Here is a 16,238-nt window from a genome sequence, read left to right on the forward strand (position 1 = left end):
TCACGCCAGCGTGGCGGCGATGCGGGTGAGGGCGCGCTCGACGTTCTCGCGGGAGTTGAAGGCGCTGATGCGCACGTGGCCTTCGCCACATTTGCCGAAGCCGGCGCCGGGCGTGCAGACGACCTGCGCTTTGTTCAAAAGGAGATCGAAAAACTCCCAGGAATCGCGGCCGGTGTTGATCCAGATGTAGGGCGCGTTGTCGCCACCGACGCAGTTGAAACCGAGTTTTTGCACGGCGTCGCGGATGAGCGCAGCGTTGGCCAGGTAGTAGTCGGTCGTGGCCTTGACCTGTCGCCTTCCCTCGTCGGTGAAGATGGCGGCGGCGGCCTTCTGCACGGGGTATGAAACGCCGTTGAATTTCGTCGTGTGGCGGCGGTTCCAGAGCGCGTGCAACGGGTGCGTGTTGCCCGCGGCGTCGTAGGCGACGAGCGACTTGGGAACAACGGTGTAGGCGCAACGGGTGCCGGTAAAACCAGCGGTCTTGGAAAAGCTGCGGAACTCAATCGCCACTTCGCGCGCGCCGGGGATTTCGTAGATGGAATGAGGGATCTCCGGGTCGCGGATGAACGCTTCATAGGCGCTGTCGAAAAGGATGATCGCCTTGCTGGCACGGGCGTAATCCACCCACGCGGTGAGCTGCGCCTTGGTGGCGACGGCGCCGGTCGGGTTGTTGGGGAAGCAGAGATAAATCAGGTCGGCGGCAACGCCGGCAGGGCGGGGGGGGGGGGGCGGGCGACGTAGCCGTTGGCGGCGGTGCTGTCGAGGTAGTGGATTCCTTGATACTTCCCCTCAATGTTGGGACCGGTGCGTCCGGCCATGACGTTGGTGTCCACATAAACCGGATACACGGGATCGGGAATGGCGAGGGTGAGTCCTTCGGTGGCGAAGATTTCCTGGATGTTGCCGCAGTCACACTTGGAGCCATCGGAGACAAAAATCTCGTCCGCCGCGATGTTGCAGCCGCGCGCGGCGTAATCGTTGGCAGCGATGGCATCGCGCAGAAAGGCATAGCCTTGTTCGGGGCCGTAGCCTTTGAACGTCTCGCGTTTCGCCATCTCATCCACGCCGGCATGAAACGCCTCAACGCACGCGGGGGGGAGGGGTTCGGTGACGTCGCCAATGCCGAGGCGGATGACGGGCTTGTCGGGATGGGCCGCGGTATAGGCCGTCACGCGCCGGGCGATGTCGGAAAACAGATAGGAAGCCTTGAGCTTCAGGTAGTGTTCGTTGATGCGGATCATGGTCGGTAGCCGAGTCGGTTGCAAAATCGCTGAGTGGAAACGATAGTGCGAATCAGACTACGCCCGGTTTGTAAATCCGTCTGTCAAAGATGAAGGGACCGGCAGGCAGGAGGCTGGCAACGAAAGCGAGAGTGGTGCGGCGCCACGTCCAGCGGTATTCCAGCGCGGTCTGGATCACGAGCCACACGTAAAGGAGAAACAGGATGCCGTGCGCCATGCCGATGATGCGCACGGCTTGCGGTTGATCGGCGAGGTATTTGAGCGGCATGGCGACGCCGAGGAGGAGCAAAAATGAGATGCCTTCGGCGTAACCAGCGAGGCGCAGGCGTCCGAGCGCGGTTTTGAGGCCGAGGCCAGGATGCTGGCTGGTGACGGCCGTGGCAGTGGTGGAATCGGCGGCGACGGAATCAGTGGTGGCGTTCATCAAGAGTCGCGCACACGGCTATGCGAAAACACGCAGCGCGCAACGGGAGTTGGAAAAAACTGGCAACGCGTTGCGCGCCGGGTAGCGCAATGTGCCGGCCGTCACTCCAGCGGGCCGGGGATGTCGTCTCCAGTGGCGTCGGGCGGAAGGGTTTCCGGTTGCCAGTCGGAGGACCAGAGGCGGGCGGGCCAGCCTTGGGTTTCAAGCAGGCGCCAGACGCGATGCAGGACGTCGGCTTTGCGCGTGCCGTGGCCGATGAAAGCGATTTCGGGAAGGTCGCCGAGTTCGACGCCGAGCGAGCGCAGGTTACGGAAAAAAATCTCCGTTGCACGCAGCGAACGCGCCACGCTGTGCTGCGCGTCGGCGCGGAGGTGGCGCGCGGAAGCAGGCCAGATGCGGCGGGCGCTCAGGAGTTGGATTGCCGTGAACGCGGGATGCGTGGAGGGCAGGTCGTCATACCAAAACACCGGGACGCCACGCCCAACGAGTTCGCGCTGGTAATCAAGCAGGGCGCGACCCGCGAGGCGCGGGTGCGGTTCGGCCTGGCGCAGACAGAAGGCAGCGAGTTCACCGGCGGCTTCGCCAATCGCCCACTCGATGTTGTGCAGACGGTAGGCACCATTGGTGATTTGCGTGGTGCCGATGCACTTGCCTGCAACGGCAAAGTTGTCGAGCGCGGGACTGACAAGGCTGTGCAACGGGATTTGATAAGGACGAGTGCGGACGCCGCCGTGAAAGGTCTTTTTCGTCGTGCAGCGTTGATGGATGTCGATGACGAAGCCGCCGAGTCCGATGGAGTCGTCGAAGTGACGGGCGCGCGCGCCGGGGTTGCTGGCAAGGGCGATGTCTTGTTCCACGATTGTAGTGGAGGCGCAAATACGGCGTCCTTCGCGGATATAGGGGGCCATGGCAATGCCGTCGGGCGTGCCCGTGAGTTCGGGACAGAGGCGGAGTTCGGGATAACCGAAACGGGTGCCGGTGGCGGGGTTGTCGGGATCGTCGGCATCACGCGGAGCTTCGTTTTGGAGCCAGTAAAAGTAGGCAAGCGAAAGGGCGCGGGCCTGTTGGAAAACGTCGTGCGTGGAACGCGCGCCGCCGACCATGGGCTCGTCTTTGAAATCGTGGCAGCCGGCGTTCATGATGGCACGGCTGTGGCAGCGGTCGGGGTCGTTGAAATTGCGGTGGTCAATCACCGAGCGGTAATAAAACGCGGGCGGGATCATGCGTCCGTTTTTTCCGATGCGGCGGCGGAACATGAATGAGGGTTCCTCGGGCGTGGCACCGGGGGCGTTGAGGACGAAATGGTATTTGTTTTTCCATGACTCATAGCCGGGGGGGGGGGGGATGCGGTGGTCGCCGCCTGGGACGAATTCCATGGCGAAGCAGGCGGTGCTGCTCTGGATGGCGAGGGGGTCGGAAAACGATTCGCCGTTGGGTTCGTCGAAGGCGGCGCGTCCGTCGATGCCGATGCGGAAGCCGACGGGAAGGATGGGATAAAGGTCGCCAGCTTCGGTGCCGTCGAGAAAGAAGGCGGCGGTTGTTTCGATGCGTTCGGCGGGGCTGGCGTTTTTTTTGCAAGTGACGGAGCAGATGCGGCGGCGTTCGTTGTCGCAACGGGCAGACTCGGCGGTCCAGCCGCAGAAGAGTTGTAGTTGTCCGCTGGCTACATAGGGCGCGAGGGTTTCGCTGAGGACGCGGTGGGCGACTTGCGGCTCGGCGACCATGAAGGAGTTCATGGCGTTGCCGGGGTTGAAGTAGAGTTGGTCGCGTCCGGCGTCGGAGAGGCGGAAGTATTTTTTATAGTGCTGGCGGAGGGCTTCGCGGAAGGCTTCGTAACGGCGGCTTGCGCCGATGCCTTCGGCGACGGGGTCGTGAAATTCGTCGAGGACGCACAGGGCCTGGCTGGTGACTTGTCCGCCTATCCATTCGTATTCCTCGAAGGCGGCGACGCGGAGACCGCGTTCGAGAAGGGCGAGGAGAGCGGCGTAGCCGCCGAAACCGACGCCAATAAGGCACACGTCTGCGTGAAGGTGTTTGGTCATTATGAAGAAATCCGGAGCGGAAGAGTTCGGCAGGTATAAAGCACGGGGCGCGGAAACGAACAAGAACCTGGTTGCCGAACACGTTCGGTTCCGCTTGCTGTCCCTCGTATGCCTCATTCTTCATCCGAACAGAAACCGGCTTCCTTCACCTATCGGCAACTGGCGCGGCTGGCGGGGGTGAGCCTGTCCACGGTGAGCTGCGCACTGCGCAACCGACCCGGCGTTTCAGTGGAAGAGAGGGAGCGTATCCGGGAAATCGCACGCAAGGCCGGTTACAAACCCAACCCGCTCGTCACGGCACTCATGAGCGGACATCGCAAGGGTCGCGGCAACCGGCAGATGCGCGCCATCATCGCGTGCATCACGGAAAAACGGATACGTGATGCCCGGACGAAAACCTCTACGGTGCGCGAGGCGTTCGAGGGTTACCGCGCAGCATGCGATGAGGCGGGGTTTATATTGGAGGAGTTTACTTGGGAGGAATTCGAAGAGTCGCCGAAGCGGTTGTTTTCCGTGCTGCGGGCGCGGCAGGTGCCGGGGGTGATTTTTCACGGAGGCGATGTGCCAGAATGGTGCCGCGAAGGATGGGATGGGTTTGCAATGGCGTCGGTGGGAAACCGGATGCTGTCGGTTCCATGCGATTTCGCAGGGGCAGATCATTTTCGCAATACGCTCATTGCCATCAGGAGTCTCACGGATCTTGGCTACCGGCGTATCGGTTTCTCCATGACACGGATGCCGTGGGTCGAGAATACGGAGTATCGCGCGCTGTCGGCCTATCAGGGATGGATGACTCAATCGGGCATGGGCGCGGGGAAAGATGCGGTGCCACCGTTTTGGGCGGAATGGTGCGATGGACGGGCGTTTTTGCGCTGGGTGCGCAGACACCGTCCGGAGGTCATCATTGGTGCGCAGCATGATTTATTGGAGGTGCTGCGCGAAGCAGGGTATCGGTTCCCGGATGACATCGGGTTTGCCCATCTGGGGCTCGATACGGCGTGGCGGGATTTGGCAGGCGTGCGGCAAAACAACCGCCAGGTGGGCGAGGCGGCGGCGCACCTGGTCATCGAACAGATCAACCGCAATGCCTACGGCGTGCCGGAGCATCCGCGCGCGGTGTTGGTGACGGGGGATTGGTTCGCGGGACCAAGCGTGCGGCGGCACATGTAGTGTTTTTCCCATGCCCCGGCTTCTTCACGCTTGCACGCCCGCCCTCGTCGCGGTCATGGAGGGAGGTTCCCTCATTTTTCCATTCACCGTTTTTCTTTCTTTATGTCCAACTCTCTTCCCGATCCCTCCACCACTCTTTGGTATAGCCAGCCTGCCGGGCAGGATTGGAACCGCGCATTGCCCGTCGGCAACGGGCGTCTTGGCGCCATGATTTTTGGCGACATCGTCAGCGAACGCCTCCAGCTCAACGAAGATTCGCTCTGGAATGGCGGGCCGCGCGACCGGCGCAATCCCGACACACGCGAACACCTGCCGGTGTTGCGTCAGTTGCTCGCCGATGGGCGGCTCGCCGCGGCGCACGAGTTGGTGCATGATGTGATGGCGGGCATCCCGGACAGCCAGCGGTGTTATGAGCCGCTGGCGGATTTGTTTCTCAACTTCGAACATCCGGGCGCACCCGTCAGCGTGTCCGCGGACGAAATGGCGCTCGCCGCCGGTTACACCACGCCGCGTTTCGATCCGTCATTACTTTCTCACTACCGCCGCGCGCTCGATCTGCGCACCGCCGTGGCTTCGGTGGACTACACGCTTAACAGCATCGCCTACTCGCGCCGCATGGTGGCAAGCGCGGTTGACCAGGTAATCGCCATCCAACTGCGCGCGGGACGTCCGGGTTCGCTCACATTGCGCGTGCGCATGGAACGCGGCCCGCGCAACAGCTACTCCACGCGCTACGCGGATACGGTCGGGTTCGTCAGCGATGCCTGTTCGTCATCGCCCACCCTGCTGTTGCGCGGACGCGCGGGCGGCGAGGAGGGAGTGAGGTTTGCCACCGGACTGCGCGCGCAAATCAGCGGCGGGGCGCTGCGCCATATCGGCGAGACGCTCTACATCGACGGCGCGGACTCGGTGACGCTCGTGCTCGCCGCCGCAACATCGTTTCGTGAGGCGGACCCGGCGGCGTCTGTCATTGAGCGCACGCGCGCAGCACTGGCGCGGGGCTGGGAAAAAATCCTCGCCGACCACGAACGCGAATACCGCTCGTTCTTCGACCGCGCTTCGCTCACGCTAGGCGCGGGCTTCGCAAGCGAAGCCCCTACCGCGACGGCGACGTTGCCGACGGATGAGCGGCTGAGACACGCGCACGAGACGAGCGGTGACCCGGCGCTGGCGTCGTTGTATTTCAACTACGCGCGTTACCTGCTTATCTCGTCAAGCAGGCCGGGCAGCCTGCCGTCCAATTTGCAGGGGTTGTGGAATGGTGACTTCTGGCCGTCGTGGGGTTCCAAATACACGATCAACATCAATACGGAGATGAACTACTGGATCGCTGAGCCGGCCAACCTGGCGGACTGCCACAAGCCGTTGTTCGATCATCTGGAGCGCATGGTGGAGTCGGGCCGCGAGACGGCGCGCGTGATGTATGGGTGCCGCGGGTTTGTGGTGCATCACAACACCGATATCTGGGCCGACACGTGCCCGACGGACCGCAACGCCGGCGCGTCCTACTGGCTGCTGGGCGGAGCCTGGTTTGTGCTTCATGCGTGGGACCGGTTCGACTTTGACCGCGACCCGGCTTCGCTCGCCGCAGCCTACGAGCGGTTGAAGGAAGCGGCGCTGTTTTTCCTCGATTTTCTGGTGGAGGATGCGCGCGGGCGGCTGGTGATTTCGCCGTCGTGCTCGCCGGAAAACACCTACCGTCTGCCCAATGGCGAGGCAGGCGTGTTGTGCGTGGGTTCAACGATGGACAGCCAGATGCTGGCGATTTTGTTCCGGCGCACGTTGCAGGCGGCGAGGTTGCTGGAGCAACGCAACGCGACGGCAGGGGGGGGGGGGGGGGACGAACGCGAATTTCTTGCGCAGGTTGCGGCGGCGGCGGAACGGTTGCCGAAGATGACAATCGGGCGTCACGGGCAGTTGCTGGAGTGGCTGGAGGACTACGAGGAGCTGGACCCGGAGCACCGGCATGTGTCGCACGCGTTTGGGTTGCATCCGGGGGATTTGATTTCGCCGCGTCGCACGCCGGAGTTGGCGGAGGCGATACGCGTGACGCTCAACCGTCGCGGCGACGCGGGCACGGGCTGGTGCATGGCGTGGAAGGCGTGCATGTGGGCGCGGCTCGGAGATGGGGAGCGTGCGCACCGGCTGCTGGGCAATTTGCTCAATCCGGTCGAGACCGTGCCGCCGTCCAGCAAAGACACGGCTTACCTGCACGGCGGTTCGTATCCAAATTTGCTGTGCGCGCATCCGCCGTTTCAGATCGACGGGAACTTTGGCGGCGCGGCGGCGATCATCGAGATGTTGTTGCAGAGTCACGAAACGGAGCCGGATGACGGCGACGGCGATGGCGATTGTAATGGAAATGTCACTACGGATGGCGAGGCGCTTGGATTGCCGGTGATCCATCTATTGCCCGCGCTGCCGTCAGCGTGGGCGGCGGCGGGCGAATTTCGCGGGCTGCGTACGCGCGGTGGCGGCGAGGTGGACTTGCGATGGGTGGACGGAAAGCCGGTGCGGGTGGCGTTGCGCCTCTGCGCGTCGGTGGAGACGTCGGTTTACTTGCGCGTTGGCGGCAGCTCGCGTTTGAAAAAACTGCGCCTGCCCGCCGGCGGAGCTGAGGGGCGAGAGATGGTGCTCGAAGGGGCGGAGTTGGACGCATAATCGACAGCGGCGGGCGTCTGTCGTTTGGAACAGGAACGTCAGTTCGTCAGTAAAAGTGGCGCGGGCGTCTCGCCCGCTTCGGGACAGATTGCGGGCGGGACGCCCGCGCCACTTTTTTATGCGTTACGGCACGGGGACGGGGGGGAGGTTCCAGATGTCCCTGGCGTATTCGCTGATGGTGCGGTCGCTGCTGAAGAAGCCAACGCGGGCGGTGTTGAGAATCGCCTTTTTGGCCCAGCCGGCTTTGTCGCGATAAGCGGCATCGACGCGCTCGTGGCATTCCACGTAGGCACGGTAGTCGGCAAGGACTTTGAAGGGGTCGCCGCCGTCGAGCAGGCTGTGATGCAAGGGCCAGAAGGCTCCGTGCTCGCCGGGCGTGAAGTAGTCGGAACCGAGCCAGTCGATGACGGAACGGAGTTCCGCGTCGGCGTGGTAGTAGTCCCAAGGATAATACCCGCGGGCGTTGAGGGCTTCGACTTGTTCGACGGTAAGGCCGAAGATGAAGATGTTTTCGTCGCCGACCTCTTGTTTGATTTCGACGTTGGCGCCGTCGAGCGTGCCGATGGTAAGGGCGCCGTTGAGGGCGAGTTTCATGTTGCCGGTGCCGGAGGCTTCCTTGCCAGCAGTCGAGATTTGCTCGGAGAGGTCGGCGGCGGGGATGATGCGCTCGGCGAGGGAGACGCGGTAGTTGGGCAGGAACACGACTTTGAGCAGGCCGCGGACGCGGGCATCGTTGTTGATGCGGTCGCCGATGACGTTGATGGCGCGGATGATGTTTTTGGCGAGGTCGTAGCCGGGGGCGGCCTTGGCACCGAAGATCACGACGCGGGGGACGATGTCGAGCGTGGGGTTTTGGAGGATGCGGCGGTAGAGGGTGAGGATGTGAAGGAGGTTGAGATGCTGGCGCTTGTATTCGTGGAGGCGCTTGATCTGCACGTCGAAGAGGGCGTCGGGCGAGACTTCGACGCCGCAGTCCTGCTTGATGATGGCGGCGAGTTCGACCTTGTTCTCGCGCTTGATGTCCATGAAGCGGCGCTGGAAGTCGGGTTTGCCGGCGTGGGCTTCGAGGCCGCGGAGGAGGTTGAGGTCGCGCACCCAACGGGTGTTGCCCAAGGTTTCGACGAGGAGGGCGGCGAGGCGGGGGTTGCAGGCTTCGAGCCAGCGGCGGGGGGTTATTCCATTGGTTTTGTTTTGGAATTTGCCGGGATAGAGGGCGTTGAACTCGGGGAAGAGGTCTTTCTTCAGGAGTTCGGTGTGGAGGGCGGCGACGCCGTTGACGGCGTGCGATCCGACGACGGCGAGGTTGGCCATGCGGAAGGATTTCTGGCCGTTCTCCTCAACGAGCGAGAGGACGCGTTTTTTGTCGTTGTCGCCGGGCCACACGGTCTCGACGTGTTCGAGGAGACGGCGGTTGATTTCGTAGATGATCTGGGTGTGGCGCGGGAGGACGCGCATGAAGAGGTGCACGCCCCACTTTTCGAGGGCCTCGGGCAAGAGGGTGTGGTTGGTGTAACCGAAGGTCGATGTGACGATTTTCCAAGCGCGGTTCCAGTCGATGTCCGCTTCGTCCACGAGGATGCGTTGAAGCTCGGCCACGGCGATGGCGGGGTGGGTGTCGTTGAGCTGGATGGCGATTTTCTCGGCGAAGTTTTCCCAAGAGTTGGCCGGTTCGCGGAAGTGGCGGCGGATGAGGTCGCGCAGGGAACAGGTGACGAAGAAATACTGCTGCACGAGGCGGAGTTCTTTGCCGTTCTCGGTTTTGTCGTTCGGGTAAAGAACTTTGGATACGGTCTCGCCCACGGCTTTCTCGCGGACGGCTTCGACGTAGCCGCCGCTGTTGAAGGCGGCGAGATCGAACTCTTCCGTGGAGCGGGAGGCCCAGAGGCGGAGGAGGTTGACGGTCTTGGTGCCGTAGCCGGCGATAGGTATGTCGTAGGGGACGCCCAGAATGGTCTTGGTATCGACCCACTGGGGACGGGAGTTTCCGAGGTCGTCAAACACGGTTTCGACGCGGCCATAAAGTTGCACGCGCTGGGTGTTTTCGGCGCGGCAGATTTCCCAAGGGGTGCCAAAGATGGTCCAGTTGTCGGGATGCTCGACTTGGGAGCCGTTGACGAATTCCTGTTTGAACAGGCCAAATTCGTAATGGATGCCGTAGCCGATGGCAGGCAGATCGAGCGTGGCGAGCGAATCGAGGAAGCAGGCCGCAAGGCGTCCGAGGCCGCCGTTGCCGAGGCCCATGTCCACCTCGGATTCACGGATGGTTTCCCATTCGATGCCGAGTTGCTTGAGAGCTTCGACAGTCTGCTCGAAGAGGCCGGTGTTGTGGAGGTTGTTCTCCATCAGGCGGCCCATGAGATATTCGAGGGAGAGGTAGTAGAGACGGCGGGAGTTTTGCCGGTTGTGAACCGCCTGGGTGGCAATGAGGCGTGTCAGGACGTGCTCGCGGACGGCGTGGGCGGTGGAGATCCACCAGTCGCGCGTGGTGGCGGTGTGCGAATCGCGGCCGAGGGTGTAGGTGAGATGGCGGAGGATGGCTTGCTTGATGCGAAAGGCGTCGGTCGGAGTGCCGTCAAGCGGGGGAGTGGACTGCTCGACTGCCGCCGGAGCAAAGGGAGGGAGCGTTTCGGCGATGGCGGCGCGGCTGGAGGTGGTGGGGCGGGCGGCGGACTTTTTCTTGGATTTGGTGGAGGTGGATGCGGCGGACATGTGTATGAAGCAGGTTTACGCTAATAAAACAGGAACCGTGCCAGAGGCGAGCGGCGGGAACCAATCTTTAAATTGTGAACAATTGGCGACGAACAATGCCCGGCGGATGGTGGCCCGACCAAAGGCCGGACGGCGAAGCAGGCGGCAGGAAGCCTTTTCAGTCACCGTGCCGCAGAATCAGCTTTAACCCGGGCCGCTCCCAGCCGACAGTGCACACCGTCCGCACCGCATCGGAATTGCGCGGAAATCAGCTCATCATGACGCTCGACGACATCACACTGGCGCTCCTCGCCTCCTACGAATCCAACGGAGGCATCAATCACCTCGACGGGGTCAATCTGCCCTCCGAAGAGTCCGTCAACCGCCTCGCCGTCGATTGCATGCACCTGCTGTTTCCCGGCTACTTCGACCAGACGGGCATCAGCCGCAAGGACATCGCCGCGCACACCGCCGCGCGCGTCCGCGCCCTGCACGACCGCTTCCGCGCCGAGATAGAAAAAAGCCTGCGCTTTGCCGAGTACGAGGACCCGGTCGGCCACGCCGAACACGTGACCATGCGCCTGCTCGGGGGCCTGCCCGGACTGCGCGACATTGTGCAGACCGATGTGCAGGCCGCCTACAATGGCGACCCCGCCGCCCGCAGTCTTGAGGAGATCATCCTCGCCTACCCGTGCGTGCTCGTGATCTCGCTGCAACGCATCGCGCACCTCCTCTACAACCTCGCCGTGCCCATCCTGCCGCGCATGATTACGGAATACGCGCACGAAAAAACCGGCACCGACATCCATCCTGGCGCGCGCATCGGCAGCCACTTTTTCATCGACCACTGCACCGGCGTCGTCATCGGCGAGACGGCCATCATCGGCAGCCACGTCAAGATCTACCAAGGCGTGACGCTCGGCGCGAAATCCTTCGAAGTGGACAACCACGGCAACCCGATCAAGGGCGTGAAACGTCATCCCAACATCGGCGACCACGTGACGATCTACTCGCACGCCACGATTCTCGGAGGCGACACGACCATCGGCGAGCACACCATCGTCGGTGCCAACGTGTGGCTGCTCGAATCGATCCCCGCTCACTGCATTGCCTACTACAAAGGCGAAAACCTCGTGGTCCGTTCCCGTCGCAAACAGGAGAAGGCCGTCGAAACCCGCAACCAAGACGAATTGCAGGCTTGGAACTGGTCGATTTAGAGCAGCGGTTAACGGACAGAGGCCGGAGAGCAAAAATAGGATGCTCGAATGCCTCAAACCTTTCGCAGCCGAAGTCTGGCCTTTGGGCTCTGGCTTCCGGCCTCTGTCCAGTTGACCTCTGGCCTTGACCCACCCGCTACCTGATGTGACAACCCCGCCGCCCACCCCGGCCCCTTTCGCAACCAACCTGCTTCATTCACGCCTTTCCCACACTCAACCACACACACTCACCTCCCGCCAATCCTGCACACTTACCGCACACCTCCATCATGAAACAGAGAAAACTGGGCCGCACCGAACTCTACGTCTCGGAACTCTGTCTCGGCACCCTCAGCTTTGGCTGGACCACGCCCGAGACCACCTCGCACGCCATCCTTGACGCCTTTCGCGCCGCTGGCGGCAACTTCATCCAAGGCACCAGCCTTGGCCCCGACCTCGAATCCTCTGCCGCCCCCGCCAACCCCGCCGAAGAACACGTCGGACGCTGGCTCCAGAGCCGCCGCATCCCCCGCCACGAACTCATCATCGGCACCCGTATCGCCCTCCGCCGCCACCAACGCGGCCCCGAATACATCGCCCGCACCCTTCACCGCTGCTGCGAAACCGCCATCAGCCGCCTCCACTGCCAGCACCTCGACCTCGTCCTCATCGAGTGGCACGAAAGCCTGCCGCCCACCGACGACATCCTCGCCGCCATTGACCGCCTCAAACTCGCCGGCCTCGTCCGCTGCGTCGGCGCCTCTGGCTTCCCCACCTGGCGCATCATGGAAAGCCTCGGCCGCGCCGCCCGCCTCAACACCAACCGCTTCGAAGTCGCGCAAAGCGACTACTCGCTGCTCGACCACACCCGCTACGAAGAAGACACCCTTGATCTCTGTCAGGAACACCGCCTCGGCTTCCTCGCCCGCTCCCCACTCGCAGGCGGCTATCTCATCAACCCCGTCGCCCCTACTCATACCGCCCGCTCGCAATGGCTGCGCGCCCGCTACGCCTCCGTGCACACCGACGCCACCCTTGCCACCCTTCAGGACATCGCCACCACCCGTCAGGCCCCCCCCTCGCAAATCGCCCTTGCCTGGGTGCTCGCCAACCCCCGCGTCACCGCGCCCGTCCTCGGCGTCACCGCGCTCGAACACCTCCAGTCCGCGCTCGACGCCACCCGCCTTCAACTCACCGAAGACGACATGCAACGCCTCACCGCCGGATCGGCGGAAATCCACAAAACCGCCGCGCTGTAAATCCCAACACCCGGCTCTGCCTTCCGCCCTCCCGATCCAACCCTAAACGCCCGCCACCATGAACGAACAACAACCCATCTACATCTCCCGCGCCGACCTCCTGCAAATCCGTGCCCGCCTCAATCTCATTGCCGAAGGCCGGCACGACCGCGAAAACCTCGCCCGCCTGCGCGCCGAATTCGACCGCGCACTCATCATCGAGGACGACACCGCCATGCCCGACGGCGTCGTCACCCTGCACTGCGAAGTCCGTCTCCAGGATTTGGATACCAACGAAATCGAGACCTACACCCTCACCCTGCCTGAACACGCCGATCCCGAGGCCCACCGCATCTCGATCCTCGCCCCCATTGGCACCGCCCTCCTCGGCTATCAAGTGGACAACGTCGTCACTTGGGAGATGCCCGGCGGAGCCCGCCGCCTGCGCATCCTGGAAGCGCGCCGCCAGCCCCGCCCCGTGGTTCCCGCGATGACGCTGTCCGGCTTGGGCTTCAACCATTCGTGAAACCGCCCCCCCCCCCCCCCCTGCCGCCAAAACGTATGATTTCCCTCTGGTAATCTCCGAAAAAACAACCGCGAATGAACGCGAATAGACGCGAATAAAACCAATGAATTCTGCCTTTTTATTCGCGTCTATTCGCGTTCATTCGCGGTTGGCTCGATTGGTTTTGGCGCAGCCGACCTGTTTTTTTGCGGCTATACCTCTCTTCGGTTGAGGCGGAGCCGCTTCCAAAAGAATATTGATGCCATGATTTCTCAAAAGTGGGTGAAAGGCTGAGGCGGAACGCCGCCGTTCCATCGTTACAAATCCATTGCTCCGAACGCGGCTCTCCCTCAACGCTCGGAGTATCCCACCACACCTCAGCCCATGCCACAAACCGACTACATCACCCCGGAGGCGCACACCGCCTTTCTGACCAAGAAAATCTATGACGACGCCCGGCTCGAATGCCTCGTCGCGCTCATCGGCCCCGGCGGTCGCCGCCTCGCCGACCACGCGCATCCGCACGACCACGTGATCTATGTAACCGAAGGCTCCGTCACCGTGAGCCTCAACGGCGACGACGTCACCCTCCATCAAGACCAGACCCTGCTCATCCCCGCCGGCACCCGCCACTCCATCCGCAACCCCAGCCCCGCTCACTCTGCCAAACTCCTGCGCATGGCGCTGCTGTAGCGGCACAGTCACCCGCGCCCCCCCCCCCCCTCCGCATTCCGCCTTCTTCATTCGATCCACGCGATTCTTGCATTACCGTGTGGAAAATTTTGAAAATAATCACAAATGAATAATTATTCATAATTTATTTAAAAAAAGTATTTTAAATTATTTTTTAAAATCAAATATGATTCAATAATCCATTCTCGAGTAATTTATTTCTCGCCATTTCTCACTCAATGATTCAACTTTCCGGCAATGAGTTCCGTTGCCGCCGCCCTCCCCTCCATGAATCCTGCTCCCCTTCGCCCTTCCGGCAAGGTGGAGACGATCCATGCGGAACTCCGGAAGGAAGTCATCGACGGCGTCTGGAAGGCCGGCGACCGCCTGCCCAACGAAGCCGAGCTTGCCGCCCGTTTCGCGTGTAGTTCCGGCACCATCAACAAAGCCGTTGCGCTCATGGTGCATGAAGGCCTCGTCGAGCGCCGTACCCGCACCGGCACCCGTGTCGTGTGCAATAACCCCGCCCCCGATGCGTCCTTCGCCAACGGCACTGGCACCGCCAACGGTAATTTGTTTTCCAATACAGACAACGCGCCCGCCTCTGCTACGAAGACGGGCAACATCGGCATGGTCTTTGCCGAAAACAGCCCCTCGTGGAGCAACCATCCGCTCATCGCTTCCTATATGCTGGGCGTCGAAGAAGGCTGTCAGGGCACCGGTTTCCACGCGTTGATGGAGCTTCCGGTCAATCCCGCCGAAGTGCCGGGTTGTGTGCGCGAACGAAAGGTTGACGGTCTGCTCATCAAAGCCGCGCGCGGCGCGCCCGCGTTCCTCAAACACCTGCCGCCGGAACTTCCCGTTGTCCTCCTTGCGCTCAACAACCCCGCCGTCCCCTTTCCCCAAGTCGCCTCCGACAACCACGGCGCGGGCTGGGTGATGACCGAGCATCTCTGGAACAACGGCCACCGCCGCATCGCCTTCCTCTGCACCGACGCGCGCAATCCCATTTTCATCAACCGACTTCAAGGCTACGAAAGCTGCCTCCGCCAGCAATCCGCCTACGACCCCGCGCTTGTCGATATGACGGAAAAACCTGAGGCCACCATCAACGAACCCGAACGCACCTCGCCTGACATGGGTTCCGCGCTCGACCGACTCCTTGCGCTTCCTCCGTCGCAACGCCCCACCGCGATCCTCACGGCCAACGACTGGATGGCCCGCGGCCTCTACACGGCTCTGGCTGCACGCGGCCTGCGTGTTGGCGACGACATCAGCGTGGCGGGCTTCGACAATATGGAACTCCTCTGCGAGTCGCTGACCCCGCAACTGACGAGTTTCGACGTGGGGCTGACTGTCGTGGCGTCCGAAGCCACCCGGCATCTCCTCAATCTCATCGCCACCCCGGCCACCGCCCGGCGCCCCATCACCTCCATTCACCTCGTGCGCGGACGACTCGTCGAACGCCAGTCGGTGTGTCTCGTGTGACGCCCCCCCCTCTCTCTTCGTCTCAGAATTCCGAACTCCCGGACCGTTAATCCAGACCATCCAAATACCATGAAAGCCACCATCCACACCCCGCGCAGTGCGATTGTCGCACTCATCCTGCTGGCGAGTGCGACCTCATCGCTCCTCGCCGCCGTCCAACAAGAAGTCTTCAATGAATCCTTCAATTACGCGAATCAAGCTGCGCTCATGGCAGTGTGGACGAAGCCATACACGGGCGGCAGCACACCCAACGTCGCCACCGATGCCAACGTGCCGCACTCGCCCTACCTCGTCGGTCCCAATGCCGTCATCTACCGTCCCCTCTCCCAAACCATAACCACCTCGCAAGACTGGACACTGACCTTTGACATCATCCATACCGTTGACCGACGCGGTGGCTGGGTGGGCCTCTTCAATGAGGCCGGAACAAACGGCTATGTCGCCTTGTGGGACTCGGGGGGAGTTGAACACGCCAGTTCCTCTTTCAGTATACGATCCTACAGTAGCACCACGGCACCAAGCACGGACAACCCCGCCCTCACCTCATTGCCCAATGGAAGCTTCTCGTTTCTGCAAAGCTCGGCGGAACCAAGTGTGCCGACGTTAAATCCGTTCTTCGACTCCGTCACGAACAACCACTTCGTCACCGTGACACTGGCCTATGACAGCGCGGCCTCGACGCTCACACTTTCAACGGACGTCTCCTCTGACAGTGCCTATGTTAAAACCGTCTCCATCACCGGAATTGATGTCTCAAAGGTATATATCAAAGGAAATGCCAATGTGTATTTCGACAACATAGGAGTTACCGCGACACCAGTCCCGGAACCCGGTACCGTGGCCGTCTTGGCGGGCGCGGCCTGCCTTCTCGCAACCGTCCTCCAGCGTCGTCTCAATCGCGGCTGATCCCCCT

The 16,238-nt window shown here is 62.2% G+C and carries 11 protein-coding genes and 1 pseudogene; 8 read left to right on the top strand and 4 right to left on the bottom strand.

Annotated features, from left to right (window positions below; genetic code table 11):
- The 3 genes and pseudogenes from OBACDRAFT_RS31115 to OBACDRAFT_RS06885 all read right to left on the bottom strand — a co-directional run bounded on the left by OBACDRAFT_RS31115 (window position 1) and on the right by OBACDRAFT_RS06885 (window position 3,707).
- A pseudogene (locus OBACDRAFT_RS31115) lies at window positions 1–1,241 on the bottom strand (LL-diaminopimelate aminotransferase).
- A 52-nt stretch (window positions 1,242–1,293) separates the two neighbouring features.
- The gene (locus OBACDRAFT_RS06880; RefSeq protein WP_081721863.1) at window positions 1,294–1,665 is read right to left on the bottom strand and encodes a DUF3817 domain-containing protein; all 372 of its coding nucleotides are present in this window, start codon (window positions 1,663–1,665) and stop codon (window positions 1,294–1,296) included.
- Window positions 1,666–1,766: 101 nt separating this feature from the next.
- Window positions 1,767–3,707, bottom strand: a complete 1,941-nt coding sequence (locus OBACDRAFT_RS06885) for an FAD-dependent oxidoreductase (RefSeq protein WP_052361370.1) — start codon at window positions 3,705–3,707, stop codon at window positions 1,767–1,769.
- Window positions 3,708–3,815: 108 nt separating this feature from the next.
- Between OBACDRAFT_RS06885 and OBACDRAFT_RS06890 the strand changes: the two genes are divergently transcribed.
- A complete protein-coding gene (locus OBACDRAFT_RS06890) occupies window positions 3,816–4,877 on the top strand; it encodes a LacI family DNA-binding transcriptional regulator (protein ID WP_043584039.1) in 1,062 nt (353 codons plus the stop codon).
- A 102-nt stretch (window positions 4,878–4,979) separates the two neighbouring features.
- On the top strand, window positions 4,980–7,538 hold the full coding sequence (locus tag OBACDRAFT_RS06895) for a glycoside hydrolase family 95 protein (RefSeq protein ID WP_052361371.1): 2,559 nt from the start codon (window positions 4,980–4,982) through the stop codon (window positions 7,536–7,538).
- A 123-nt stretch (window positions 7,539–7,661) separates the two neighbouring features.
- Here OBACDRAFT_RS06895 and OBACDRAFT_RS06900 read toward each other — a convergent pair whose 3' ends face one another.
- Entirely contained in the window at window positions 7,662–10,247 is a 2,586-nt protein-coding gene (locus tag OBACDRAFT_RS06900; protein ID WP_043584041.1) for a glycogen/starch/alpha-glucan phosphorylase, read from the bottom strand.
- 209 nt (window positions 10,248–10,456) lie between these two features.
- Between OBACDRAFT_RS06900 and OBACDRAFT_RS06905 the strand changes: the two genes are divergently transcribed.
- The 6 genes from OBACDRAFT_RS06905 (at window position 10,457) to OBACDRAFT_RS06930 (ending at window position 16,231) form a co-directional block, all read left to right on the top strand.
- Window positions 10,457–11,443 (top strand): serine O-acetyltransferase, encoded by a 987-nt coding sequence (locus OBACDRAFT_RS06905; RefSeq protein ID WP_232766763.1) that lies wholly within the window; start codon window positions 10,457–10,459, stop codon window positions 11,441–11,443.
- A 269-nt stretch (window positions 11,444–11,712) separates the two neighbouring features.
- The gene (locus tag OBACDRAFT_RS06910; protein WP_043584112.1) at window positions 11,713–12,681 is read left to right on the top strand and encodes an aldo/keto reductase; all 969 of its coding nucleotides are present in this window, start codon (window positions 11,713–11,715) and stop codon (window positions 12,679–12,681) included.
- Window positions 12,682–12,739: 58 nt separating this feature from the next.
- A complete protein-coding gene (locus OBACDRAFT_RS06915; RefSeq protein ID WP_043584043.1) occupies window positions 12,740–13,186 on the top strand; it encodes a GreA/GreB family elongation factor in 447 nt (148 codons plus the stop codon).
- 363 nt (window positions 13,187–13,549) lie between these two features.
- Window positions 13,550–13,858, top strand: coding sequence for a cupin domain-containing protein (locus OBACDRAFT_RS06920; protein ID WP_043584045.1), 309 nt, complete (start codon window positions 13,550–13,552; stop codon window positions 13,856–13,858).
- Between the two features lie 237 nt (window positions 13,859–14,095).
- Window positions 14,096–15,325 carry a substrate-binding domain-containing protein gene (locus tag OBACDRAFT_RS06925; RefSeq protein ID WP_052361373.1) on the top strand — a complete coding sequence of 410 codons (1,230 nt, stop codon included), beginning with the start codon at window positions 14,096–14,098 and terminating at the stop codon, window positions 15,323–15,325.
- A 69-nt stretch (window positions 15,326–15,394) separates the two neighbouring features.
- On the top strand, window positions 15,395–16,231 hold the full coding sequence (locus OBACDRAFT_RS06930) for a hypothetical protein (protein ID WP_043584046.1): 837 nt from the start codon (window positions 15,395–15,397) through the stop codon (window positions 16,229–16,231).
- Window positions 16,232–16,238 lie beyond the last annotated feature (7 nt).

The sequence above is a fragment of the Geminisphaera colitermitum TAV2 genome, from assembly GCF_000171235.2.
GTDB lineage: Bacteria > Verrucomicrobiota > Verrucomicrobiia > Opitutales > Opitutaceae > Geminisphaera > Geminisphaera colitermitum.